The organism is Streptomyces sp. NPDC048192 (assembly GCF_043202415.1).
In the GTDB taxonomy this organism is placed as follows: Bacteria; Actinomycetota; Actinomycetes; order Streptomycetales; family Streptomycetaceae; genus Streptomyces.
This window is the reverse complement of sequence record NZ_JBIDAL010000006.1, coordinates 96,504-118,714: the sequence shown is the minus strand read 5'-3', so window position 1 is coordinate 118,714 and position 22,211 is coordinate 96,504. Positions and strand designations below refer to the sequence as shown.

At 72.9% G+C, this 22,211-nt stretch carries 20 protein-coding genes; 9 read left to right on the top strand and 11 right to left on the bottom strand.

What is annotated here, in order from left to right:
* Positions 1-26: 26 nt before the first annotated feature.
* A complete protein-coding gene (locus ACGFZN_RS13895; protein ID WP_393858675.1) occupies positions 27-815 on the bottom strand; it encodes a protein phosphatase 2C domain-containing protein in 789 nt (262 codons plus the stop codon).
* Between the two features lie 481 nt (positions 816-1,296).
* Between ACGFZN_RS13895 and ACGFZN_RS13890 the strand changes: the two genes are divergently transcribed.
* The 5 genes from ACGFZN_RS13890 (at position 1,297) to ACGFZN_RS13870 (ending at position 7,696) form a co-directional block, all read left to right on the top strand.
* Complete coding sequence (locus ACGFZN_RS13890) at positions 1,297-4,830, top strand: nitrate- and nitrite sensing domain-containing protein (protein WP_393858674.1); 3,534 nt, start codon at positions 1,297-1,299, stop codon at positions 4,828-4,830.
* Entirely contained in the window at positions 4,827-5,321 is a 495-nt protein-coding gene (locus ACGFZN_RS13885) for a roadblock/LC7 domain-containing protein (protein WP_393858673.1), read from the top strand. Before ACGFZN_RS13890 ends, ACGFZN_RS13885 begins: the two co-directional genes overlap by 4 nt.
* Positions 5,321-5,731 carry a DUF742 domain-containing protein gene (locus ACGFZN_RS13880; RefSeq protein ID WP_393858672.1) on the top strand — a complete coding sequence of 137 codons (411 nt, stop codon included), beginning with the start codon at positions 5,321-5,323 and terminating at the stop codon, positions 5,729-5,731. Before ACGFZN_RS13885 ends, ACGFZN_RS13880 begins: the two co-directional genes overlap by 1 nt.
* Entirely contained in the window at positions 5,712-6,371 is a 660-nt protein-coding gene (locus tag ACGFZN_RS13875; RefSeq protein ID WP_393858671.1) for an ATP/GTP-binding protein, read from the top strand. The genes ACGFZN_RS13880 and ACGFZN_RS13875 overlap by 20 nt, the downstream gene beginning before the upstream one ends.
* Positions 6,372-6,442: 71 nt before the next feature.
* On the top strand, positions 6,443-7,696 hold the full coding sequence (locus tag ACGFZN_RS13870) for a styrene monooxygenase/indole monooxygenase family protein (RefSeq protein WP_393858670.1): 1,254 nt from the start codon (positions 6,443-6,445) through the stop codon (positions 7,694-7,696).
* Here the strand turns inward: ACGFZN_RS13870 and ACGFZN_RS13865 are convergent.
* From ACGFZN_RS13865 to ACGFZN_RS13850, 4 genes are all read right to left on the bottom strand, one after another.
* Complete coding sequence (locus tag ACGFZN_RS13865) at positions 7,669-8,721, bottom strand: NlpC/P60 family protein (RefSeq protein WP_393858669.1); 1,053 nt, start codon at positions 8,719-8,721, stop codon at positions 7,669-7,671. The two genes, ACGFZN_RS13870 and ACGFZN_RS13865, sit on opposite strands and share 28 nt — an antisense overlap.
* A gap of 123 nt (positions 8,722-8,844) precedes the next feature.
* Complete coding sequence (locus tag ACGFZN_RS13860; RefSeq protein WP_393858668.1) at positions 8,845-9,147, bottom strand: hypothetical protein; 303 nt, start codon at positions 9,145-9,147, stop codon at positions 8,845-8,847.
* Positions 9,148-9,151: 4 nt separating this feature from the next.
* Positions 9,152-9,808 carry a TetR/AcrR family transcriptional regulator gene (locus ACGFZN_RS13855; RefSeq protein WP_393858667.1) on the bottom strand — a complete coding sequence of 219 codons (657 nt, stop codon included), beginning with the start codon at positions 9,806-9,808 and terminating at the stop codon, positions 9,152-9,154.
* An 86-nt stretch (positions 9,809-9,894) separates the two neighbouring features.
* Positions 9,895-10,833: a diiron oxygenase gene (locus tag ACGFZN_RS13850; protein WP_393858666.1), complete on the bottom strand. Its 939-nt coding sequence runs from the start codon at positions 10,831-10,833 to the stop codon at positions 9,895-9,897.
* Positions 10,834-10,956: 123 nt separating this feature from the next.
* Here ACGFZN_RS13850 and ACGFZN_RS13845 point away from each other — a divergent pair, with 123 nt between their 5' ends.
* Positions 10,957-12,066 carry a ferritin-like domain-containing protein gene (locus ACGFZN_RS13845; protein ID WP_393858665.1) on the top strand — a complete coding sequence of 370 codons (1,110 nt, stop codon included), beginning with the start codon at positions 10,957-10,959 and terminating at the stop codon, positions 12,064-12,066.
* A 128-nt stretch (positions 12,067-12,194) separates the two neighbouring features.
* Positions 12,195-13,070 carry a hypothetical protein gene (locus ACGFZN_RS13840; protein ID WP_393858981.1) on the top strand — a complete coding sequence of 292 codons (876 nt, stop codon included), beginning with the start codon at positions 12,195-12,197 and terminating at the stop codon, positions 13,068-13,070.
* Positions 13,071-13,094: 24 nt separating this feature from the next.
* On the opposite strand, the gene ACGFZN_RS13835 is transcribed toward ACGFZN_RS13840, so the two are convergent.
* From ACGFZN_RS13835 to ACGFZN_RS13815, 5 genes are all read right to left on the bottom strand, one after another.
* Entirely contained in the window at positions 13,095-14,552 is a 1,458-nt protein-coding gene (locus tag ACGFZN_RS13835; protein WP_393858980.1) for a penicillin-binding transpeptidase domain-containing protein, read from the bottom strand.
* Between the two features lie 35 nt (positions 14,553-14,587).
* The gene (locus ACGFZN_RS13830; RefSeq protein WP_393858664.1) at positions 14,588-15,946 is read right to left on the bottom strand and encodes an FtsW/RodA/SpoVE family cell cycle protein; all 1,359 of its coding nucleotides are present in this window, start codon (positions 15,944-15,946) and stop codon (positions 14,588-14,590) included.
* A 421-nt stretch (positions 15,947-16,367) separates the two neighbouring features.
* On the bottom strand, positions 16,368-17,618 hold the full coding sequence (locus ACGFZN_RS13825) for an ATP-binding protein (RefSeq protein WP_393858663.1): 1,251 nt from the start codon (positions 17,616-17,618) through the stop codon (positions 16,368-16,370).
* On the bottom strand, positions 17,615-18,373 hold the full coding sequence (locus tag ACGFZN_RS13820; protein WP_393858662.1) for a hypothetical protein: 759 nt from the start codon (positions 18,371-18,373) through the stop codon (positions 17,615-17,617). The genes ACGFZN_RS13825 and ACGFZN_RS13820 overlap by 4 nt, the downstream gene beginning before the upstream one ends.
* A 150-nt stretch (positions 18,374-18,523) precedes the next feature.
* On the bottom strand, positions 18,524-19,033 hold the full coding sequence (locus tag ACGFZN_RS13815; RefSeq protein WP_393858661.1) for a protein phosphatase: 510 nt from the start codon (positions 19,031-19,033) through the stop codon (positions 18,524-18,526).
* A gap of 100 nt (positions 19,034-19,133) precedes the next feature.
* Here ACGFZN_RS13815 and ACGFZN_RS13810 point away from each other — a divergent pair, with 100 nt between their 5' ends.
* The gene (locus tag ACGFZN_RS13810) at positions 19,134-19,934 is read left to right on the top strand and encodes an NERD domain-containing protein (protein WP_393858660.1); all 801 of its coding nucleotides are present in this window, start codon (positions 19,134-19,136) and stop codon (positions 19,932-19,934) included.
* A gap of 213 nt (positions 19,935-20,147) precedes the next feature.
* Here ACGFZN_RS13810 and ligD read toward each other — a convergent pair whose 3' ends face one another.
* A complete protein-coding gene (gene ligD, locus ACGFZN_RS13805; protein ID WP_393858659.1) occupies positions 20,148-21,035 on the bottom strand; it encodes a non-homologous end-joining DNA ligase in 888 nt (295 codons plus the stop codon).
* A 129-nt stretch (positions 21,036-21,164) separates the two neighbouring features.
* On the opposite strand from ligD, the gene ACGFZN_RS13800 reads away from it, so the two are divergent.
* Positions 21,165-22,211, top strand: a complete 1,047-nt coding sequence (locus tag ACGFZN_RS13800; protein ID WP_393858658.1) for a Ku protein — start codon at positions 21,165-21,167, stop codon at positions 22,209-22,211.

Here is a 22,211-nt window from a genome sequence, read left to right as displayed (position 1 = left end):
CCGCACGGGAGCGGACCGGCGGGCGCTCACAGCTCCGCGTACACCGCCGTGGCGTCGTCGTGCGTCTTGCCGCGCTGCAGGAACGCCCGCTCCCGCCGGTCCGCCGTCTCCAGCTCCCGCACCCGGTCCACCAGCGACCGGGCGCCCTCCTTGGCGACCAGCTCGAACAGGGCCTGCCAGTCGCCCTCGCGGAACACTTCCGTCCAGCGGGCCGCGCCGTCCGTGAGCGCGGCCAGCGCCCGCACCTCCCGGCGCGGCAGCGTGCCGGCGACCGCGCGGGCCGCCACCGAGGGATCGGCGGCGGCCGTGAAGAAGCCGCCCTCCCGGTTGCGCAGGGTGGCGTCCACCAGGGCGTCGGAGGCGAGCGCGGAGCGCGGGAGCCGGGCCAGCCGGTCGTCCAGGACCGCCGTGACCGTGCCGTCCGGGTCCTGCAGCAGCAGCGCGGAGTCGGACAGCACCAGGTACTCGACGGTCTCGGCGGACCAGCGGGCCAGGGCCACGGTTGCCTGGGGGGTTCGCGGGTGAGAAAGCTCACAGGTGTCCGCGTGTGCCCCGGCGGTCCGGGTGATCGCCCGCGCGAGAATCTCCGGGAGCGTCAGATCTGTGGCCGAAACGGTCAGTTCGGTCAGCGCGCCGCCCAGTCGCCCGGTGAACCAGGGGACGGAATGCAGACAGCCCGTCTCGCCCCGCGGCGGAGTCACTCCGTCCAGGACCACCACGCAACCTCCCTGTCCGCAGGCGGGTAGTCCGACGGCGGCGAAGTCCTCGTTGGGTCGGTGGGCGTCGCCGGGTTCCGAAACGAGATCGGTTCGCATTCAGCCAGTCTGCACGAGGCCTTCACAGGATGCTCCAAAGGCTGGCAACCGCCGCCGAATTGACGCGTCCATGCAGGTCAGCCGCCTGGTTTGGGGTGGAATGGTGTACTCCGGGAAGGCGTGGTGGCGAATACTGCCAAAGCCAGCCGCGCGCGTCCAACCGGCGTGCCGCCGAACCGCCTCGCACACGCCGGAGGAACTTGCCCGCCAACTCCCCTCCGATGTTCACTCCTTCGGGTGGCGGGTCAGGTGATGCGCGACCACTGCCCACCGGCGCTGGGAGGGTCGGGAACCGTACGAACCGGGTGTAGGCACCACTTGGCAGCCGAGATGGCCGGGCCCTGCCGGGCACCGGACATGACAGGACGCCACCCGGGCCCTTGGGTAGACGAGTTCAGGAATGCGAGCACCGGTGCAGATGAAGCGGCCTCGGCGCACAGGCAGGCAGACGGCCCCCACGGGGACCGCCCAGCAGACCCCCGTGGGCACCGGCCGCCCCACGCATGTGCGCACCCGGCTCATCGTCGCGGTCGCCGTGGTGGCCGCCGCCGTCGCGGGAGCCGGCGCGCCCTCCCTGCTCACCGCCTCCCAGGACCTCGGCGACTCCCAGGACCTGGTGACGCTGGCCTCGCGCACGCAGGACGCCCTCGCCCTGGCGAACTCCCTCGCCGACGAGCGCGACGAGGTCACCTCCTACATCGCCTCCGGGCGTGACAAGTCCAAGGCGCCCGACGAGGACCGCAGCGCCCGCGTCGACCGGCAGGTCGAGGACCTGCGCGCCGAGGACGACACCCCGGCGAGCCTGCGCGGCGACCTCGACGGCATCGCCGCCGTCCGCCGGGCCGCGCTCACCGGCAAGACCACGGCCCTGCAGACCCAGCAGGCCTACTCCGACACGATCGCCGAACTGCACCGGCTCGCCGAGCAGCTCGCCGACCGGACGCCCCCGCGGGCCGGCTCCGGCGCGCACGCGCTGGCCGAACTCGACACCGCCGTCCAGCAGTCCGCAGCCGCCCGCGGCCTGCTGCTCGCCGCGCTGAACGTGCCGTCCACCACCCGCACGGTGATCAACCCCGTCACCGGCGTGGCCACCACGACCTCCAGCACCTCCGCGGCCGACCGCAGGCAGCGCGACCAGCTGACCGCCGCCGCCCAGCAGGCCCGGCTGCGCGCGGACGCGGCCCTCGCCGGCTTCCGCGCCGACGCGCCCAGGTCGGCCGTCGAGTCGTACGACTCCACCGTCACCGGACCCGAGGTCAACTCGGCCGAGAAGTACCTCGCCACGCTCACCGACCAGCCCACGCTGGCAGACAGCGAGCTGACCACCAGCACCAAGAAGCTGGACGCGGCCCTGTCCGCCCGCGTCGACCTGATGCGCGGCGCGGAATCGGCCCTCTACGACCACCGCACCAAGGAGCTGGCGAAACTCCGCGACGACGATGTCACGGCCCTGGAGATCCGCATCGCCGTCGTCGGCGCGCTGATGCTGGTCGCCGTGGGCCTCGCCACCGCCATGGCCCGCACCCTGACCCGCCCGCTGTCGGTGCTGCGCCGCGGCACGGCCCGGCTCGCCGAGTCCGAGGACCCGGCGGCCCAGGAACCCATCGCCTTCACCGGCCGCAACGACGAGTTCGCCCAGGTCGTGCGCTCGGTCAACGCCCTGCACGGACACGCGGTGGCGCTGCGCGACCGGGCTGCGGCCCTCCAGGACCGCGTGGCCACCCTGGAGACCGACCGCAAGCACCTGGTCGGCCAGCGCCAGCAGATGGCCGACGCCCGCGAGGAACTGCGCGCCGAACTCGCCGAGTCCGCCGCCCGGCTGGAACGGCTGCGCACCAGCGTCGGCGGCACGTTCGTCAACCTGGCCCTGCGCACCCTCGGCCTGGTCGAGCGCCAGCTGGGGGTCATCGAGGGCCTGGAGGAGCGGGAGCAGGACCCCGAGCGCCTCGCCACGCTCTTCAAGCTGGACCACTTCGCCACGGTCATGCGCCGGCACAGCGAGAACCTGCTGGTCCTCGCCGGTGCCGAGCACGTGCAGCAGCATCACGCACCGGTGCCGCTGGTCGACGTGGTGCGCGCGGGCGTCAGCGAGATCGAGCGCTACGAACGGGTCCGGATCGCGGCGCTGCCCCCGCACGCGCATGTGGCGGGCTTCGCGGCGGACGACCTCTCCCACCTCCTGGCCGAACTCATGGAGAACGCCACCTCGTTCTCCCCGCCGGACCTGCCGGTGGAGATCTCCGGCTGGCTCCTGGAGTCCGGCGAGGTGATGCTCTCGGTGCAGGACGAGGGCATCGGCATGGCGGCCGACCGCCTGGACCGGCTCAACGCCCGGCTGGCCGACTTCGACCCCGAGTCCGGCTACGACGACGACGGCGACGACGGCCTCGGGCTCGGCCTGTACGTCGTCGCCCGCCTCGCGCACCGGCACGGGGTCCGGGTGCAGCTGCGCGAGCAGAAGCAGGGCGGTGTCGCGGCAGTGGTGGTCCTCCCGGCCGCCCTCGTCACCGACCCGCCGTCCACCGCGTTGCCCCCGCACGCCGCGTCGCCCAGCGGCACCGGCACCTTCTCCCTGCCGGGCGCCGACGCCGAGGTCAACTCCAACGTCCTGCACGCCCGCACCAAGCACCAGGACCCCCTGGTCACCCTGGCGGAGGAGGCAGTCCGCCAGGCCTCCACCGACTCCCTTTCCCGCACACAGGAACCGCCCGCCTCCGGCGATACGACGGAGAGCCCTGCGAGTGCCTTCGGCGATCCGGCGGAGGGTCCTGCGAGGCCCTTCGGCGATGCACCGGAGGAGTCGGCGAGCGCCTTCGGCGGCGCAGCGGAGCGGTCTGCGAGTGCCTTCGGTGATGCGGCGGAGGGGCCTGCGACGGGCTCCGACGACCGGGCCGGCGGGCACGCGTCCGGCTTCGCCGATGCGGGTGAGCGGTCTGCGAGTGCCTTCGGCGATGCGGGTGAGGGTTACGCACCGGTCTCCGACGACCGGGCCGGCGGGCACGCGTCCGGCTTCGCCGATGCGGGTGAGCGGTCTGCGAGTGCCTTCCGTGGCGCGGCCGAGGGGCCTGCGACGGGCTCCGACGACCGGGCAGGGGGCGACGCGACCGCGTCCGGCGATGCGAGCGTGCGGCACGGGGGTGCCTTCGGTGTCGGCGCCGAGGAGCCCGCGGATGCCTTCGGCGATCGCGCCGGGGATACCGCCGCATCCGGCAGCCCTGCGTCCGAGCGCCGGGCCGCCGCCTCCGGCGATGCGGCAGACGGGTCCCAGGGTGTCTCCCGTGACCTGACCGGCGAGACCGGCGCCGGACGGGCGCACGGCGAGACCGCGCACGCCTTCGGCGGGCAGGCCGGGGAGCGGGCGGTGCCGGGCCTCTCCCGCACCCCGGCGGACCACGGCTCCGGTGCCGGTCCCGGCGGGCAGGGCAATGACGCGGCGCGGGACGCCTTCCGCACCCCGGCGGACCGGGGCGCCGGTGCCGGTCCCGGTGGGCCGGACGGTGACGCGGTGCGGGACGCCTTCGGTGGGCCGGCGGAGCGTACGGCGGGCGGTGCCGGTGAGCGTGCCGTACATGAACAGGCCGGGGCCGGGGGCCGGGACACGGAGACGCGGCCGAAGGCGCCGGTGGAGACCTTTGCCGAGACGACGATGGAGCTGCTGCTCCCGGACCTGACGCGGGAGCCGACCGGCCCGCAGGGGGACGGCGGTAGCGGTGCCCCGCAGGAGCGGCCCGCAGCCGACGACGGCGGCCGCGGCCACGCGCGCGCCGAAGATGAAGCCGAGGCGGAGCCCGAGGAGCAGGTCACCGCCAAGGGCCTCCCCAAGCGCACACCGAAGATCACCGTACCGACCCAGGCCCCGCGCCAGCGGCCCCGCTCTGTGGACGCCGAAGCCCTTCGCCGCAGGCTCGGCGGCTTCCGCCAGGGCGCCCAGGCCGGCTACCGCGACGTAGAGGCAGAGATCGCGGAACGTACCGAAAACGTCACGGGGGGCACAGCCGAGGAGGCAAGCAGTTGACCGCGCCGAGTACCTACGGACTGAGCAGCGAAGCCCGCAACCTGCACTGGCTGCTGACCAACCTGGTCGAGGAAGTCCCCGGCATCCAGTCCGTCGCCGTGGTCTCCTCGGACGGACTGCTGCTGCTGTCGTCCGACCCGGCCCACACCGAGCAGTCCCGTCAGAACCGCCCCGCGAAGGGTCCCCGCGGCTCCGCCGCCGACCTGGCCACCATCGTCTCCGGCATCGGCAGCCTCACCGTCGGCGCCGCGAAGCTGATGGACTTCGGCGGCGTCAAGCACACGATGATCGCGATGGAGGAGGGCAGCCTGTTCGTGATGTCGATCAGCGACGGCTCGCTGCTCGGCGTGCACGGCAGCGCCGAGTGCGACATGAGCGTGGTGGCGTACCACATGGCGCTGTTCGTCGGCCGCGCCGGACACGTCCTCACCCCGGAACTCCGCAGCGAGCTGCGGAAGTCCATGGAGGCCGACTCGGCGGGGAGCGCCTGATGAGCGGCACATCGAAGAAACTCCCCGTGCGCGGCGGCGAGCGCAAACCCGCCCGCGTCCGCCCCTATTCGCTCACCGGCGGCCGCACCCGCTTCGGCCACGTCCTCCTCGTGGAGACCTTCGTCGCCGCGCTGGAGGCCCCGGAGGAGCGCAAAGAACTGACGAACGGTTCCCTCGCCACCGGCGTGATGCCGGAGATGCGGGCCATCGTCGAACTGTGCCGCCGTATGCGCACGGTGGCCGAGATCGCCGCGCTGCTGAAGATGCCGCTCGGCGTGGTCCGCGTGCTCCTGAGCGACCTCGCGGACCAGGGAAAGATCCGGGTGTACGGCACCGGAACCGGTCACGGCACCGGCCGCCCGGACCGCGCTCTGCTGGAAAGGGTGCTGCATGGACTCCGCCGTCTCTGACGCCGCCGCCTCCGCCGTCTCGGGCGCCCCGCTCGTCGCCGGGTTCGCCGAGCCCGACGAGGACCTGAAGTCCTGGCAGACGGACCGTACCCGGGCCCCCATCGCCACGAAGATCGTGGTGGCGGGGGGCTTCGGAGTCGGCAAGACCACGCTGGTCACCTCCGTCTCGGAGATCACGCCCCTGCAGACCGAGGCGCTGATGACCGAGGCGAGCGAGGGGACCGACGACCTCACCGCCACGCCGGGCAAGCTGACCACCACCGTGGCCATGGACTTCGGCCGTATCACGCTCGACGACGACCTGGTGCTCTACCTGTTCGGCACGCCGGGCCAGCAGCGGTTCTGGTTCATGTGGGACGACCTGGTGCGCGGCGCGATCGGCGCCGTCGTCATGGCCGACACCCGCCGGCTGAAGGACTGCTTCCCGGCACTGGACTACTTCGAGAGCACCGGGCTGCCGTACGTCGTCGCGGTCAACCACTTCGACGGCAGCGAGCTGTTCGAGCCGGAGGACGTACGGGAGGCGCTGACGATACCCGCGCACATCCCTGTCATGATCATGGACGCGCGGCGCAGGATCTCGGTCATCGAGACACTGCTGGCCCTGGTCGGCCACGCGCTGGACGAAACCCCCGAGTAGTCCGGCCCGGCGGCCGCCGCGCGGTCCCCAGTGCAGTCCCCGAGCAGTTCCCGTAAGGAGTCCCCACCCGCATGCGGAAGATACTCGTCGTCGGAGCCGGCCAGTCCGGCCTCCAGCTCGCCCTCGGCCTGCAGTCGCACGGCTACGAGGTCACCCTGATGTCGAACCGGACCGCGGACGAGATCCGCAGCGGCCGGGTCATGTCGACGCAGTGCATGTTCCACACGGCGCTGCAGCACGAGCGCGATCTGAAGCTGAACTTCTGGGAGTCCCAGGCCCCGAAGATCGAAGGACTCGGCGTCTCGGTCGCGGCCCCCGGCTCGCACGACCCGGGCCCCACCCAGCGGGCGATCGACTGGGTCGGCAAGCTGGACGGGTACGCCCAGTCCGTCGACCAGCGCGTGAAGATGGCCGGCTGGATGGAGACCTTCGCCCAGCGCGGCGGCCAGCTGGTCATCCACGGCGCGGCGGTCGGCGACCTCGACTACTTCTCCCGTACGTACGACCTCGTCCTGGTCGCCGCCGGCAAGGGCGAGCTGGTCCAGATGTTCGGTCGCGACGCCTCCCGCTCGCCGTACAGCGAGCCGCAGCGGGCGCTGGCGGTGTCGTACGTCCACGGGCTGGGCCCGCGCCCGGAGCACCCTGACTTCCTGGCCGTCCGCTGCAACCTGGTCCCCGGCGTCGGCGAACTGTTCGTCATGCCGACGCTCACCACGTCCGGCCCGGCCGACATCCTGTTCTGGGAGGGCATACCCGGCGGCCCGCTCGACGTCTTCAACGGCGTCAAGGACCCGGCGGAGCACCTCTCCCTGACCCTGGAACTCATGGAGAAGTTCACGCCCTGGGAGTACGCGCGGGCCACCAAGGTGGAACTGACGGACGCCGGCGGCACGCTGGCCGGCCGCTACGCCCCGACCGTCCGCAACCCCATCGGCCGGCTGCCCGGCGGCGGCCTGGTGCTGGGCGTCGCGGACGTCGTCGTGGCCAACGACCCGATCACCGGCCAGGGCTCCAACTCGGCCTCCAAGTGCGCGGCCGCGTACCTGGCGTCCATCCTGGAGCACGGTGACAAGCCGTTCGACGAGGAGTGGATGCAGGCCACCTTCGACCGCTACTGGAAGACGGCCCAGCACGTCACCAAGTGGACGAACGCGATGCTGGCCCCGCCGCCGGAGCACGTCCTGAACCTGATCGGCGCGGCCGGACAGCTGCAGCCGGTGGCGGACCGCTTCGCCAACGCCTTCAACGACCCGGCCGACTTCGAGAACTTCTTCTACGAGCCGGAGAAGGCCGAGGCCTACCTGGCGTCGGTGGCGGGGGCCTGACCGTCCGGTCGTACGGCGCCGAGCACCGGATACGACGCCAGGGGTGACACCTGGATCCTCGCTCCGGGTCTCGGCGCCTGTACGACCTTCCCGTTCCCGACGTACATCGCCACGTGCGTCGCGTCCCGGAAGTACACCACCAGGTCGCCGGGGCGCAGCCGGGCGAGCGGGACGCGGCGCAGTCGGCGCCACTGCTCCTGGCTGGTGCGGGGAATCGGCCGGCCCGCGTGCCGCCAGGCCTGCGCGGTCAGGCCCGAGCAGTCGTAGGAGCGGGGGCCCTGGGCGCCCCACGCGTACGGCTTGCCGACCTGGTCCAGGGCGTAGCGGACCGCGCGGGCGCCCTCCGGGGAGGCGGTCCGGTTCGCGGGCAGGGAGCCCGCGGTGGTGAGCTTGTGCTGGGCCTCGGCGACGCCCCGCTGTTCGAGCGCGGCGACCGCGGCCAGCTGGGCCGGGGTGAGACCGGCCAGCAGGCGTTCCACCGCGGCCAGCTTGGACCGCACCGCGTCCTGCTGCTTCTTCTGCTGCTCGGCGAGGGTGAGCTGGGCGTCCAGGGCCCTGCGGGCGGCGCGGGCCACGGCGTCCCTGGCCCGCTCGGTGGCGCTCAGCCGGTTCACGGTGCGGGCCTGCGCGCGCGCCAGCTCGCCGACGACGTGGCCCTCGTCCAGCGCGGTCTGCGGATCGGGCGCGAGGAGCACGCGGACGTAGGGGCCGAGGCCGTCGGCGCTCTGGTACTGCCGGCGGGCCAGCAGGCCGGCGTCGGACCGGCTGTCCAGCAGGGCGAGGCGGGCGCGGGCCAGTTCGCCGTCGAGACGGGACACCACCGCGCGCTGGCGGGCCAGCTTCACCGCGGTGGCGTTGTAGGTCTCGGTGGCCTGCTCGGTCTGCCGGTACAGGGTCTGAAGATCCGTCAGCAGCTGGGAGACGGACTGCTGGGGCTGCGGCGCGGCGGCGGCCGGTGCGGGCACGAGGACGGCCTGGGTTGCCACCGTGGCCGTACAGGCCAGGCGCAGAAACGTTCCTGACACGTCATCACCTCGGGTGCGGGGGAGAATCCCGGCGGGCGGGCTGGTCGCCTCCTATCGCACCGCGATAATCAGATGTATGCGTGGGGGGCGCGCGCCCGGTGTGCGCGGTTCGGCCCACGTCTGTCACCCGTCGGTGTCATCCGCCCGGCCCGGCGGCGTGGCGCCCGGCCTCGACCAGGGCCACCGCGGCTTCCCGCCGGAGGCGTCCTCCGGGTCGTACCGGTACTTCCACCCCTGGACGAGCCCCAGCCTCCTGCTGTGCCCGCGCGGCACCCGGCGGTAGACGAGCACTGTGGGCTCCTTGCCGTCCGGGTCCGGGACGGGGATGCGGTACGTCTTCGGGGGGTGCCCGGTGGGGCCGACCAGCACCGGCAGCACGCGCCCGTCCATCGGGCCGCCCTCGAAGGGGGTGTCCTGACTCTTCACCGCTTCAGTCTCCGCCATCCGCGGCCAGCTCGCCGACGACCGCGGCCGTCTGCTGGTCCCGGGCGGCGGTGACCGTGAGGATGGCCACGAACTGCTCCACCAGCCAGTCGCGCAGCTCCTCCACCGGGGGCTGCTTGCCCTCGTCCAGCCAGATCAGGGAGGCCGCCTCCACGGCCGTGATCCAGGTCCGCACGCTCATGCGCAGCCGCGGGCCGGGCCCGGCGACGCCGAGGTGGCGGTAGATGTGCTCGGCGGCGGCCCGGCGCACCCCGTCGACGATGGCCGTGGTCCGCGAGGTCTCCACCACGCTGCCGCCCTGGAGCAGCGCGCTGAAGCCGGTGTCGTGCTCGTCCACGAAGCTCAGGTACCGGTCCAGGGCCCGCGACAGCCGGGGCAGCGGCGGGCCCTCGCGGGGCTCGTCGAAGCACAGCTGCAGCTCCTCGGCGGCCGACCGCAGCGCGGCCTCGTACAGCTGCTGCTTGCCGCCTGGGAAGTACCGGTACACCAAGGGCCGCGACACTCCGGCCGCCTCCGCCACGTCGTCCAGCGACACGTCCTCCGGGGCGCGGTGGGCGAACAGGCCCAGGGCGGCGGCGAGGAGCTGGCTGCGCCGCTCCTCGACGCTGAGGCGGCGGTAGGCGGGGGTGGCGGCGGGGGTCATGGCCGTCAGCCTAATCGCCGCGGCGATGCCGTCGGCTGCGCGGCGCCTCACCGCGAGCGGTGCGCGACCCCCTGCCCGGGCCGGCCCTACGCCAGCAGCCCGGACGACTTCCACAGCCGCCGGCCGACTCCCCGCAGGACCCCGATGTCGTCCAGGAAGTCGGTCAGTCGCTTGGCGCCGGTCTGCATGACCTCGCGGCGGTGTCCGCTCGCCTTCACCTGGGCCATCGCCTCCCGCTTGTCCAGGCCGACGTTGGTGTAGACCTCGGGGTTCACGAACGCGACCGAGAAGACGCGGGCGAACTCGCCGGAGGTGATCCGGGTGAACTCCTGGGACCACTTCGGCGCCGTCACCATCTGGCGCCGCAGCTCCTCACGGGCGTACCGGACGTGCCGGGCCTCCTCGACCACGTGGATGCGCGTCACGCCCCGGATCAGCGGCTGGATCCGCTCGTCCGGGAAGGTCAGGCGCTGCATCCAGTCCAGCACCTCCTCGCCGAGCAGCGTGGCGGTGAAGGAACCGGGCGTGGTGGAGATGGTCTTGAACAGCCGGCCGAGGTTCTGGTGGACCTTGCTCACCGGGTACCAGGGCGTGCCGCCGTGCGAGATCAGCCGGGCGAACATCTTCGAGTGCCGGCACTCGTCCTCGATCTCGGTCAGGGCGTAGCGGACGTGCGCGCTCGTCGCGGCCTTGTCGTAGATGTGCCGGACGAGCAGCTGCATCAGGATGATCTCGAACCAGATGCCGAGCGAGGCCAGCGCCGCCGCCTCGTGCTGGGAGAGCAGGATCCGCTGCTCCTCGCTCATCCGCTTCCACATCGGCGTGCCGTACAGCGAGACCAGCTCCGGCGGCCAGAACCACTTGCCCTCCTCGAAGGGCGCGTCCCAGTCCAGCTCCTCGTCCGGGTCGAAGGAGTGCTTGGCGGAGGAGACCAGCAGCCGCTCGGCCACCTGCTCCCGGTCCTTGAGCAGGCCGAGCGCATCGCGCAGGCCGTCCAGCGCGTCCGCTTCCGTCAGGGTCGTCATGGCTCCGTCACCTCGTTACCCGGGGGTAGTCTTCCTTCCTCTTATGAGACTGCCTGTCAGCAAGGGCGTCAATCCCTTGCGCATGACTTGTTGACTTCCCGTCTACGTGTGAGCCTGCGGGGTATGCCGACCCATGACCTGTACGCCAACGCCCCCTCAGACTCCCCCTGGCAGGTGCCCGCGAGCGGTGCGGCCCGGTTCAGCTGGGAGTACGACGACGGCCGCGAACGCCTCCTCGCCCTGTACCAGAAGGGCAAGGACAAGCAGTGGGACGGGCAGCAGCGCATCGACTGGGACCTGGAGGTCGACCCGTACGACGCCCTCGGCACCCCCGACGAGGCGATGAGCCTGTACGGCACCCCGTACTGGGACAAGCTGACCGAGAAGGACAAGGGCGAGCTGCGCCGGCACTACGCCTCCTGGCAGTTCAGCCAGTTCCTGCACGGCGAGCAGGGCGCGATGATCTGCGCCGCCCGGATCGTGGAGTCGGTGCCCGACCTGGACGCCAAGTTCTACTCCGCGACCCAGACCATGGACGAGGCCCGGCACGCCGAGATCTACGGCCGCTTCCTGCACGAGAAGATCGGGCTCGTCTACCCGATCAACGACAACCTGCAGTCCCTGCTCGGCGACACGCTCAGGGACAGCCGCTGGGACATGCCCTACCTCGGCATGCAGGTCCTCATCGAGGGGCTGGCGCTGGCCGCCTTCGGGATGATCCGGGACACCACGAACAAGCCGCTGCCCAAGCAGATCCTCACCTACGTCATGCAGGACGAGGCACGGCACGTGGCCTTCGGCCGGCTCGCCCTCAGGGACTACTACAAGCAGCTCACCGACGCCGAACTGCGCGAGCGCGAGGAGTTCGTCATCGAGGGCTGCTACCTGATGCGCGACCGGCTGCGGGGCGTGGAGGTCCTGGAGAACTTCGGCATCCCCAAGGCCGAGGCGGAGGCCCTCAGCGAGCGCTCCGAGTTCCTCCAGCTGTTCCGCAGGCTGCTGTTCAGCCGGATCGTGCCCTGCGTGAAGGACATCGGCCTGTGGGGCAAGCGCCTGCAGCAGGCCTACGTCGACATGGGCGTCCTCGAACTCGGCGACTCCGACCTGGACCTGCTCATGAGGCAGGACGAGGAACTGGCCGACCAGCTCGACGCCCAGCGCTTCGCCACCGAGGAGCGGGAACGCGTGGCGGAGGTGCAGGAGGCCATCGAGGCGGGAGCGGCGGAGAGCTGAAGTGGCGGGTTCCGGGGTGGTGGAGAGCTTGAGGCGGCGGGGTCCGGGGCGGCGGAGGTCTTGAGGCCGCGCATTCCCGGGCGGCCGCGGGGCCGTTCACCCGGGTGCAGTAGCGTTCCGGCGTGTCCATGCCTCCGCCACCGCAGCAGCCGTACCCCAACGGCCCCCAGCAGCAGCCGAACCCGTACGGCCCGCCCCCGCAGGCCGCCCCGGGGCCGTACGGCCCGCAGCCCCCGCAGGCGCCCTACGGTCAGCAGCCGCCGTCGCCCGCCCCCGGCCCCTACGGCTCGCCCTACCCGCCGCAGCAGCCCTACCCGCCCCAGCCCTACGGTCAGCAGCCGTACGGCGGCTGGGGCGCCCCGTCCATGGCCCCGCTGCCGAAGAAGCGGCGCGTCGGGCTGATCCTCGGGATCTCGGGCGGCGCCGTCGCGGCGATCGTCGTGGCGCTCGCCGTGATCGGGATGGCGGTCGACAGCGGCTTCCCGGAGGCGAAGAACAAGCTGACGCTGCCCAAGAGCCTCCTCGACGACAAGTACCGGCTCGCCCAGGACATGTCCGGCACCGAGGGCAGGAAGGTCGAGAAGGAGGCCGACGGCGCCTGGGACGCCAAGGACATCCACGCCGTCACCGCCCGCTACAGCCCCGGCGGCGACAGCACCAAGGGCATGCTGCTGGTCTCCGGCATGTACGGCCGGTTCAAGAACAAGGACGCCGTGCGGCGCAGCATGCTCAAGGGCGCCACCGAGGCCGAGAGCGTGACCGTGGAGCAGGCGCCGCGGGACGTCACCCCGTCCGGCTCCGACGTCACGATCAGCTGCGAGGTGCTGACCCAGAAGGCGGCCCTGGTGACGATCACCTACCCGGTGTGCGCCTGGGCGGACGGCAACACGGCGGCCGTCATCGGCGAGGCCGCCCTGCCGGCGCCCGACCCGTCCGACGTCGACCTCGACGCCGCCGCCCGGCACACGCTCCAGGTCCGTTCGGAGATGCTCCGGCCGGTCTGACCGGCCCGGCCCCTGGGCCGGTGCTCACCGGCCCAGGACCGCCCGCATCACGTCCCGCGCGATCGGCGCCGCGTCGCCGCCGCCGCTGATCTCGCCCCGGTTCGCCGACGCGTCCTCCACCACCACCGCGACCGCCACCTGCGGCTCCAGACTGTCGTCGGCCTGCGCCCAGGAGACGAACCAGGCGTACGGCACACCGGAGTTGCCGACCCCGTGCTGCGCGGTGCCGGTCTTGCCGCCGACCAGGGCGCCGCGGATGGCCGCCCGGGTGCCGGTGCCCTCCCGGACCACGTCGGCCATCAGCTCCTTCAGCCGCTCGGCCGTCGAGGGGTTCATCACCTGCCGCACCGGATGCGGCCCGCTCCCGTCGACCGGCTCGCCGTTTCTCCGGGTCGTCCGCTCCACCAGGTACGGCGTCCGCAGCTGCCCCCGGTCGGCGACGGCCGCCGCCACCATCGCCATCTGCAGGGGCGTGGCCCGCGTGTTGTACTGCCCGATCGACGACAGCGCCAGCTGCGCCTGGTCCACCCGTGGGTCGAAGGTGCTCCGCGCCACCCAGAAGGGGATGCGCAGCCCGGTGTCGTTGAAACCGAATGCCTCCGCCGTGGCCACCATGTCCTTCACCCCGACGTCCACGCCGAGCTTGGCGAACACCGTGTTGCAGGACCATTCGAAGGCCGACCGCAGCGAGGCGTCCGCGCAGTCGTCGGCCTCGTTGGTCAGCCGGGTCCTGGTGCCCGGCAGCCGGTAGGGGTCGGGAGAGTGGGTGCGCGCGTCCACATCGGTGACCACCCCCGCGTCCAGCGCCGCCGCCGCGGTGACCACCTTGAACGTGGAACCCGGCGGATAGGTCTGCCGCACCGCCCGGTTGAGCATCGGCTTCTCCGGGTCGTGGGTGAGCCGCGCCCACGCCGACGCCACCGCCTCGCCGTTGCCGGACAGCTCCCCGGGGTCGTACGACGGACTCGACACCAGCGCCAGGACGCGGCCCGTCGTCGGCTCGATCGCGGCCACCGCGCCCTTGCGCCCGGCGAGACCCCGGTACGCCGCCTCCTGCGCGGCCCGGTTCAGCGTGGTGACGACGTTCCCTGCCGGGCTGGCGCCGCGTGTCACGTCCTGCCACAGCGGCAGCGGCGACAGCATCGGATCCCTGCCGGAGAGCACCCCGTCCCCGGAGTGCTCCAGGAACGCCGTGCCGTACGACTGCGAGGAGAAGCCGGTGACCGGCGCGTACAACGGGCCGTTCTTGTAGGTGCGTTCGTAGCGCAGCTGCTCGCCGGTGTCCACGGAGCCGGTGACCGGCTCGCCGCCGACGAGGATGTCGCCGCGCGGCCGGGCGTAACGGGCGATCTCGGCACGCCGGTTGTACGGATTGTCGTCGTACACCCCCGACTGCACCACCTGCACCCGGGCCGCGTTGGCCAGCAGCGCCGCCAGCAGCAGCGTGCAGAACGCGCAGGCGTGCCGGATGTACCGGCCCATCGGGCGCTCGCCCTCGTGGAAGCCGCCGTACCCGCTCACCGCGCCTCCCGACCGTCGTACTGGTGGCGCGCCTGGTCGCTCACCCGGATCAGCAGCGCCACCATCACCCAGTTGGTGACCACCGACGAGCCGCCCTGGGCGAGGAACGGCATCGCCATGCCGGTCAGCGGGATCAGCCCGGTGACGCCGCCCGCGATCACGAAGACCTGCAACGCCAGGATCGAGGCCAGCCCGACCGCGAGCAGCCGGCCGAAGGGCTCGCGCAGGGCGAGGCCGGCCCGGTAGCCGCGCTCCACCAGCAGCGCGTACAGCAGGATGACCGCCGCGAGCCCCGCGAGCCCCAGTTCCTCGCCCGCCGTGGCCAGGATGAAGTCCGACTTGGCGGCGAAGCCGATCAGGACGGAGTGGCCGAGCCCGAGCCCGGTGCCGAGGACCCCGCCCGCCGCGAAGGCGAACAGCGACTGCGAGAGCTGGTTCGGACCCTGCCCGGCCTCGATGGTGGCGAAGGGGTGCAGCCAGTCCGTGATCCGCTGGTGCACATGCGGCTCGGTCCGCCCCACCGCCGCCGCGCCGACGACCGCGAGCAGCAGCCCGACCGCGATCCAGCCGGTCCGGCCCGTGGCGACGTACAGCAGCACCACGAACAGCGCGAAGAACAGCAGCGAGGTGCCCAGGTCCCGCTCCAGGACCAGGACGCCGACGCTCAGCAGCCAGATCGTCACGATCGGCCCGAGCACCCGCCCGGTGGGGAACTGCAGCAGCCACAGCCGCCGGCCCGTGTAGGCGAGCGCGTTGCGGTTGGCGGCCAGATAGGCGGCGAAGAACACCGCGAGCAGCACCTTCGCGAACTCGCCCGGCTGAATGGAGAACCCGGCGATCCGGATCCAGATCCGGGCGCCGTTGACCGGCGGGAACAGGATCGGCAGCGCCAGCAGCCCGAGCGCGACGGCGACGCAGACGTACGCGTACCGCTGGAGCACCCGGTGGTCGCGCAGCACCAGCACCACGCCGATGAACAGCCCCACCCCGAGCGTGGACCACACGAGCTGCGCCGGGGCGGCCTCGCGACCCGGTGTCTCCAGGTCCAGCCGGTAGATCAGGACCAGCCCCAGCCCGTTGAGCAGCACGGCGATCGGCAGGAAGAGCGGATCGGCGTACGGCGCCCGGATCCGCACCGCCACATGCGCGCACAGCGCCAGCACCCCGAGCCCGGCGCCGTAGCCCACGGCACCGGGCGGCACGGCGCCGGCCCGGGCCATCCCGACCGCGCAGTAGCCGTACACGGACAGCAGGACGGCCAGCATGATCAGGGCGAGCTCGATGCCACGGCGCCGGGGAAGGCGTACGACGGGCGGGGAAGCCTGCGCCGCCAGGGTGGTTCCGGCCTTGGTCATGCCCGGAACCTACCCAAAGCGGATTTCTCCGTTGCTCGGACGCGCCTCGAGAGCCCCGAGACCGTATCAATGTGCGGCACCCCGCCGGGAAGGGGCGCGGGGAACGGCGCGGGAAGCCACAAGGACTCGCACCCGGCGACCCACCGGCGGACCCGAGCTCTCTCCCGCTGCCCGCCCCGTTCGGCAGGACGAGCGTGGTGAGGGCCTGGCGTGCCCCGAAGGGGCGCGGGGAACGGCGCGAGAAGGCACAGCCGGCCCGCGCCCGGCGACCCACCAGTGGACCCGAGTTGTCTACCGCTGCCCGCCCCCGTCCGGCAGGACGAGCGTGGTGAGGGCCCTGGCGGCCCCGAAGGGGCGCGGGGAACGGCGCGGGAAACCCCAAGGACTCGCACCCGGCGACCCACCGGTGGACCCGAGCTGTCTACCGCCCGCCCCCGTCCGGCAGGACAAGCGTGGCGACCGCCCCGCCGTCCACGGCGTTCGCGAAGGACAGCCGCGCCCCCAGCACCTCCGCCTGCCCCACGGCGATGGTCAGCCCCAGCCCGTGCCCGGTGGCCCCGCCCTCCGTACGGAACCGCTGCGGCCCGTGGGCCACCAGGTACTCCGGGTATCCGGCCCCGTGGTCCCGGACCGTCACCACGGTCCCGTTCACCGTCAGCACCACCGGCGGCCCCCCGTGCTTGTGCGCGTTGGCGACGAGGTTCCCCAGCACCCGCTCCAGGCGCCGCCGGTCGGTCTCCACGCGCGCGTCGGCGAGGACCCGCACCTCGGTGTCGGTGCCCGAGGCCCGTACCACCCGCCGGGCCAGCGCGCCCAGCTCCTCGGTGTCCACGGCCGGCTTCTCCCGCCCGGTGTCCAGCCGGGAGATCTCCAGCAGGTCCTCGGTGAGGGTGCGCAGCGCCGCCACCCGGTCGCGCACCAGCTCCGTCGGCCGCCCCGGCGGCAGCAGCTCGGCCGCCGCGTGCAGCCCGGTCAGCGGGGTGCGCAGCTCGTGCGCCACGTCCGCGGTGAACCGCTGCTCGCTCAGCAGCTTGCTCTGCAGCGTGGCGGCCATGGTGTCCAGGGCCGCCGCCACCGCGGCCACCTCGTCCTGCGGGCGGGACGGGTCCTTGGTGCGCGGGTCGTGCACGCGCGCGTCCAGGTCGCCCGCGCTGATCCGCCGGGCGACCTGCGCGGTGCCGTGCAGCCGCCGCGTCACCCGGGTCACCGCGAACACACCGACCAGCACCGTCGCCCCGATCGCCAGCCCCGACGACCACAGGATCGAGTTGTCGAGGCCGGCGATGGTGCGGGACTGCTGCGAGTAGTCGACGGCCACCGCGATCGCCCGCTGCCCGGCCACCGGGCCGGCCGCCCACATGGTGGGCCGCCCGTCGTACGAGGAGACCATGGTGCCGCGCCGGCCGGCCGCCGCGAGCCGCCGCAGCCGCGCGGGCAGGCCCCCGGGGTCCACACCGGCGTTCGGCGGCAGCGCGTCCCCCGCCTCGTACGCCGCGGTGGCGTCCGCGAGGCGGGACAGCGCCCGCGCGCGGGCCTGGCCGACGGTCTGGTTGGTCACCGAGACGTGCACCAGGACGCCGAGCAGCGCGGCCAGCGCACAGCACATCACCGTGATGAAGGCGGCGGCCTTCACGGCGAGCGGCCCGGCCCAGCGGGGAAGCGCGAACCTCATGGCGCGCTCGCCGAGAGGGAGGGGGAGGGGGAGGGGGAGCCGGACGGGGACGGCGAGGGCGAGGGCTTCTTGGCGTGCCGGCCGCCACCGGTGTGCAGGTACTCGTCGCGGGAGAAGACCATCGCCCGCTGCCCCGGGTCCCACACCCAGGTCGTGCGGTACTCGTAGCCGGAGATGTCGGCGGGGGAGCGCTCGATCAGCGTCCGGCCGGCCAGCTCCACGCCGATGATCGCGTCGTTGTCGGACAGCACCTGCACCAGCCGGTGCTTCTCGACGGTGTAGACCCGTACGGCCGTCTGGTTGGTCGGGTAGAGCCGGAAACCCAGCGTCATGTCGTCCCGGCCGTCGCCCGTGAGGTCCCGGTAGTACGGCGTCAGCAGCGGGCAGCGCGCCCGGTCGCCGCCGGCCCGGCAGTCCCCGAGCCGCTCCACGGTCGCGTGGTACGGCCCCTTCGGCCCGTAGTCGTCCGGATGGGCCCTGACCTCGGCCTCGACCACGTCCACCGGGTCCACCTTGCGGATGTCGTCACCGGGGACCGCGACGCCCTTGACGACCTCCCGGGTCGCCACGTCGTAGGGGTAGGCCGGGCTGGACGCCGGGCGCAGGCCGGGCCAGAGCCTGGCCGGGCTGACCGCGGGCGGCGTCGCCCCGGCGCTCCGCAGCCCTCCGGCGTCCCCGCAGGCCGTCGCGGTCGCCGCGAGCAGCGCAACGGCGGCCGCGGTGACGGCGGTGCGCGCGGGACGGCGGGCTGGCACGGTGCTCCTGGGGTGTCGGGGCCGGGGTGGGCCGGTCGGGGCCGGTCGGGGCCGGTACACCTTACGCATGGACGGGTAAATTTCCGATGTAAGTACTTTTGTACCCGTGAGGATGACGCCGGTGTGTCCGGTGTGGCGCAGGTGGAGAGGCTACTCGGCCAGTTCCTCCAGCAGCCGTACGGTCGACAGGCCAGCGCGCAGGTACTCCACGAACAGCTCGTTGTGCAGCGCCCACGCCGAGCGCCGGGACCGGATCAGCTGGATCACCTCGTCGGGCGAGGCCCGCCCCCGCTGCAGCAGGGCATGCGCGACGACGAGACCCGAGCGGTTGTACCCGTGATAGCAGCGCACGAGCACCCGGCGGCCGGCGTCCAGCGCCTCGTTCGCCGCGCGCGCCAGCCGGATCACCCCGGCCAGCTGGGTCCCGTCCAGCGGCCCGTCCGGGATCGGCCACACATGGTGCTCCACGCCCGGATCGGGGCCGTACCCCGGCAGCCGCAGCAGCGTCTGCACCACATCGAACTCGTCATGGACGACGGCGAGCTCCGGCCGTCCCGAGCGGCCCCGGAACTGGTGCCCGCCCATCCACAGGCCGGGCACGATCTCGTTCCACGGGCTCTCCGGAGCCGGTACGTCGGGCTGCTTTCCGCGGATCCGCAACGGCGCCTCCCCAACTCCCCCTCGCGGGGCCGCCCTCCACGGTAACCGGTCTTGCCCCGGGAGCACCCCGCCTGTTCCCATGGTCGAGGGGTGATGGCGCATGAGCGCACTGCGCGTGGTGCCGGCCAATCGGCACGGCCGGGAACGGCTGTACGTCTGCCGCCCGGACGGATCCAACGTCGCCTGGTACGACCGTGAGACCGGCCGGGTCAACCTGCTCGGCGAGGACAGCAGGGACGCCGTACTGCAGGCCCTGAAACCCTTCCTGACCGGCCCGGTCACCGTGGGCCCGCCACCGGTGCCGACCCCCGCGGAACTCGCCCGGCTCACCCTGCACCCCGACGACGACCTGGCGCCCAACCGCCCCGGCGAGGCCCTCCTCGTCGCCCTCGACCGCGACCCCGCCCACCACCGGCTGCGCCCCGACCCACGCCGGCGTGCCCTGACCGCCGAGGAGACCGTCGGCACGGCCCTGGACGGCCTGGAGGACGCCGGCTGGCACACCCTCCACTCCATAGCCCTGCCCGGCGGCGACCGCATCCACCACCTCCTTCTCGGCCCCGGCGGCCTGTTCGCCGTACACGCCCTGTACGCCCGCAAGACGCGGGTGCGGGTCGCCGACCCGATGGTCACCGTGGGCCGCCGCGAGCCCGAGCCCCTGCTGCGCCGGCTGCGCGCCGTCGCCGACCGGGCCTCCTACGCCCTGACCGCCGAGGTCCACCCGCTCCTGGCCCTGACCGGCCCGGCCGACGTCACGATCACGGTCCAGCCGAGAACGGTACGGATCCTCCAGGACACCGAGCTGCCCGGCCTGGGCCGCCTCGGAGGCGTGCTGAAGCCCGCGGACGTCGAGGCGCTGCACGCGATGGCACGGGACCGGAGGACGTGGGGGAGGGTGTAGCGGCTGCCCCTGCCCGAGGCGACGGCCGACGAGCTTGCTCGTGGACCGGGGAAGGCGACCGGCGGGGACTCCCTGGTCGGGCGTGTGGCGACCGGCGTGGACCTCTTCGTCGGGGGTGGGAGGCGACTCGTCCGGGGTGGGAGGCGACTCCTCGGGCATGGAAGGCGACTCGTCGGGCGTGGAAGGCGGCCGTGAGGACCGACCACCCTCCCGTCAGGGCAGCGGCGTGGCCGAGCCCGCGTCCAGCAGCGGCGCCATGAGGTCCCCCAGGTCCTGGAGCCGGGGCGCGATGTCGCCGGCCTGGAACTCCAGCTGCGCCGGGCTGCGGCACTGCGCGACCTCCTCCCAGGTCACCGGCGCGGACACCAGCGGAACCCGGCGGGCGCGCAGCGTGTAGGGCGTGGCCGTGGTCTTGCGGGCCGCGTTCTGGCTCCAGTCGACGAACACCTTCCCCGGTCGCAGGCTCTTCGTCATCCGGTGCACCACCAGCCGCGGCATCGCCCGCTCGGCCTCCACGGCCAGCGCCTTCGCGTACTCGCTGGTCCGCTCCGAGGACGCCCCCCGCACGGAGGCCAGCAGATGCAGCCCCTTCGACCCGGCCGTCTTCGGGTACGCCTCGATGCCGTCCGCAGCGAGCCGGTCCCGCAGCCACAGGGCGACCTCGCAACAGTGCAGGACGGTCGCGGGCGCACCCGGGTCGAGGTCGAAGACGAGCCGGTCGGCCAGGTCCGGCGACTGCACCAGCCACTGGTGGGTGTGGAACTCGGTGACGAGATTCGCCGCCCAGACCAGGCTCGGCAGATCCTGTACGACGACCATCCGGGCCGGGCTGTCGGCCGACGAGCGGGGCACCTCGGCGGTCGTGACCCAGTCGGGCGTACCCGGCGGGACGTTCTTGGTGAAGAACAGCTGCCCGTCCGGGCCGTCCGGATAGCGCAGGAAGGACACGGCCCGGTCGCGCAGATGCGGCAGCAGCGCACCGGCGCTGGTCGCGTAGTAGTGCACCAGCTCCGCCTTGGTGAAGCCGGTCTCCGGATACAGCACCTTCTCCAGGTTGCTGAGCGCGACCCGCCGCCCCTCCACCTCTGTGATAGGCGTCATACGATGACAATCCCACACAAACCAGTGAAATCGCCGTGGCCACCTGATCGCTGTGATCGCTGTGATCGCCCGATCTCCACGATCGCCCGATCTCCGCGGTCGGCCATCGGCGTAGGAAGGGTGCGGCTCGTGCGATCGATTTGGAACGGCGCCATCTCCTTCGGGCTCGTCAGCATCCCGATCAAGCTGGTGAACGCCACGGAGAGCCACTCGATCTCCTTCCGCCAGATCCACACCGAGGACAACGGCCGCATCCGCTACCGCAAGGTGTGCGAACTGGAGGACCGCGAGGTCAGCCAGTCGGAGATCGGCAAGGGCTACGAGGACGCGGACGGCACGATCATCCCGATCACCGACGACGACCTCTCCCACCTCCCCATCCCGACGGCCCGCACCATCGAGATCGTGGCCTTCGTGCCGGCCGACCGCATCGACCCGCTCCAGCTGGACGCGGCGTACTACCTCGCCGCCGGCGGAGCCCCGGCAGCCAAGCCGTACGTCCTGCTCCGCGAGGCCCTCAAGCGCAGCAACAAGGTGGCCATCGCCAAGTACGCCCTGCGCGGCCGCGAACGCCTCGGCATGCTCCGTGTGGTCGGCGACGCGATCGCCATGCACGGCCTGCTGTGGCCGGACGAGGTCCGCGCACCCGAGGGCGTCGCCCCCGACACCAACGTCACCGTGCGCGACAAGGAACTCGACCTCGCGGACGCCCTGATGGACACCCTCGGCGAGGTCGAGCTCGAGGACCTCCACGACGAGTACCGCGAGGCCCTGGAGGAGGTCATCGCCGCGAAGGCCTCCGGCGAGGCCCCGCCGGAGGCCCCCGAGCCGGCCGCCGGTGGCAGGGTCCTGGACCTCATGGCCGCCCTGGAGAGCAGCGTCCGCGCGGCACGGGAGTCCCGCGGCGAACCCCCCACCGGAACGGACGCCGAGGTCAGACCCCTGCCGCGCAGGGCGGCCCCGAAAGCGGACGGCGGCAAGAAGTCGACCGCCACGGCCAGGAAGACCACCGAGAAGAAGCCGGAACCGGCCCGGAAGTCGACGTCCAAGACGGCTCAGGGCACGAAGAAGACGACGGCTTCGAAGAGCGCGGCGGCGAAGAGCACGGCGGCGAAGAAAACCGCAGCGAAGAAGACGACGGCGAAGAAGACGCCGCCCCGCAAGCGGACGGCGTGA